General features: G+C 67.7%; 1 protein-coding gene. It reads right to left on the bottom strand.

Annotation, left to right across the window (positions count from 1 at the left end):
* Positions 1-2: 2 nt before the first annotated feature.
* A partial coding sequence (gene acs / locus JAP66_RS31700) for an acetate--CoA ligase (protein ID WP_199435559.1) occupies positions 3-1,979 on the bottom strand: 1,977 nt, incomplete at its 5' end.

Here is a 1,979-nt window from a genome sequence, read left to right as displayed (position 1 = left end):
GGTTATTCGTCGGTGGTGGTGTTGTGGAGTCCGGTGGTGATTTGGTCCATGACGGTGGTGTCGGCGAGGGTGGTGACGTCGCCGATGTCGCGGTTTTCGGCGACGTCGCGGAGGAGTCGGCGCATGATTTTGCCGGAGCGGGTTTTGGGGAGTTCGGGGACGACGAGGATTTGGCGGGGTTTGGCGATGGGGCCGATTTCGTGGGCGACGTGGTTGCGCAGGGTGGTGGCGGTGTCCTCGCCGTGGGTGGCCTCGCCGGTGGTGTCGCCGCGGAGGATGACGAAGGCGACGATGCCCTGGCCGGTGGTGGGGTCGTTGGCGCCGACGACGGCGGCTTCGGCGACGGTGGGGTGGGAGACGAGGGCGGATTCGACCTCGGTGGTGGAGATGCGGTGGCCGGAGATGTTCATGACGTCGTCGACGCGGCCGAGGAGCCACAGGTCGCCGTCGGTGTCGTATTTGGCGCCGTCACCGGCGAAGTACGTGAGACCTGCTTGCAGGGTCGAACCATCGGCGGAGTCGTGGTCGGCGAAGCGGGACCAGTAGGTGTCTTTGTAGCGTTGGTCGTCGCCCCAGATGCCGCGGAGCATGCCGGGCCAGGGTTTGTCGAGGACGAGGTAGCCGCCGCCGCCGGGGCCGACGTCGCGGCCTTGGTCGTCGACGACTTTGGCGGAGATGCCGGGCAGGGGGCGTTGCGCGGAGCCGGGTTTGGTGTGGGTCACGCCGGGCAGGGGGGAGATCATGATGGCGCCGGTTTCGGTTTGCCACCAGGTGTCCACGATGGGGCAGCGGTTGCCGCCGATGTGTTCGCGGTACCACATCCAGGCTTCGGGGTTGATCGGCTCGCCCACGCTGCCGAGCACGCGCAGGGAGGAGAGGTCGTACTGGGCGGGGATGTCGGCGCCCCATTTCATGAAGGTGCGGATCAGGGTGGGGGCGGTGTAGTAGAGGGAGACCCGGTGGTTCTGGATGATCTCCCAGTGCCGGCCCTGGTGCGGGGTGTTCGGGGTGCCCTCGTAGACGACCTGGGTGGCGCGGTTGGCCAGCGGCCCGTACACGATGTAGGTGTGCCCGGTGACCCAGCCGATGTCGGCGGTGCACCAGTACACGTCCTCGCCGGGTTTGTGGTCGAACACCACATGGTGGGTGTAGGCGGCCTGGGTCAGATACCCGCCCGAGGTGTGCAGGATCCCCTTCGGTTTCCCGGTGGTGCCGGAGGTGTAGAGGATGAACAACGGATGCTCGGCATCAAAAGCCTCCGGCTCATGATCCTCCGGCTGGGTGTCGACCAGCTCGTGCCACCACACATCCCGCCCCGCACTCCAGGGCACCTCATCACCGGTGCGGCGCACCACCAGCACCTTCTCCACGCTCTCCGCCCCGGCCAGCGCCTCATCCACCTGGGCCTTCATCGGCGTGGCCTTGCCCCGCCGGTACTGCCCGTCCGAGGTGATCACCACCTTGGCCTGGGCATCATCCACCCGCGACCGCAACGCGGCCGGGGAGAACCCCCCGAACACCACACTGTGCAACGCCCCGATCCGGGCACACGCCAGCATCGCGACGATCGCCTCCGGGATCATCTGCAGCTGGATCGCCACCCGATCATGCGCCCCCACCCCCAGCGAGGCCAGCGCGTTCGCCGCCCGGCACACCTGCTCCCGCAACTGCGCATACGTCACATCACGCGTATCGCCGGGCTCCCCCACCCAATGAATCGCCACCTGATCGCCATACCCGGCCGCCACATGCCGATCCACACAATTGACCGCCACATTCAACCGGCCACCCACAAACCACCGCGCGAACGGCGCCTGCGACCAATCCAGCACCCGCGACCACCGCGTCTCCCACTCCAAACGCTCCGCCTGCCGCGCCCAAAACCCCTCACGATCGGCCTCAGCCTCCGCATACCACCCCTCCGTGGCATTCGCCCCCGCCACAAACTCCCCCGACGGCGGAAACGTACGGCTCTCGGT

It is taken from the genome of Qaidamihabitans albus, assembly GCF_016464705.1.
Classification (GTDB): Bacteria; Actinomycetota; Actinomycetes; order Mycobacteriales; family Pseudonocardiaceae; genus Qaidamihabitans; species Qaidamihabitans albus.
The sequence above is the reverse complement of the archived record's forward strand: the minus strand, read 5'-3'. Positions and strand labels throughout refer to the sequence as shown.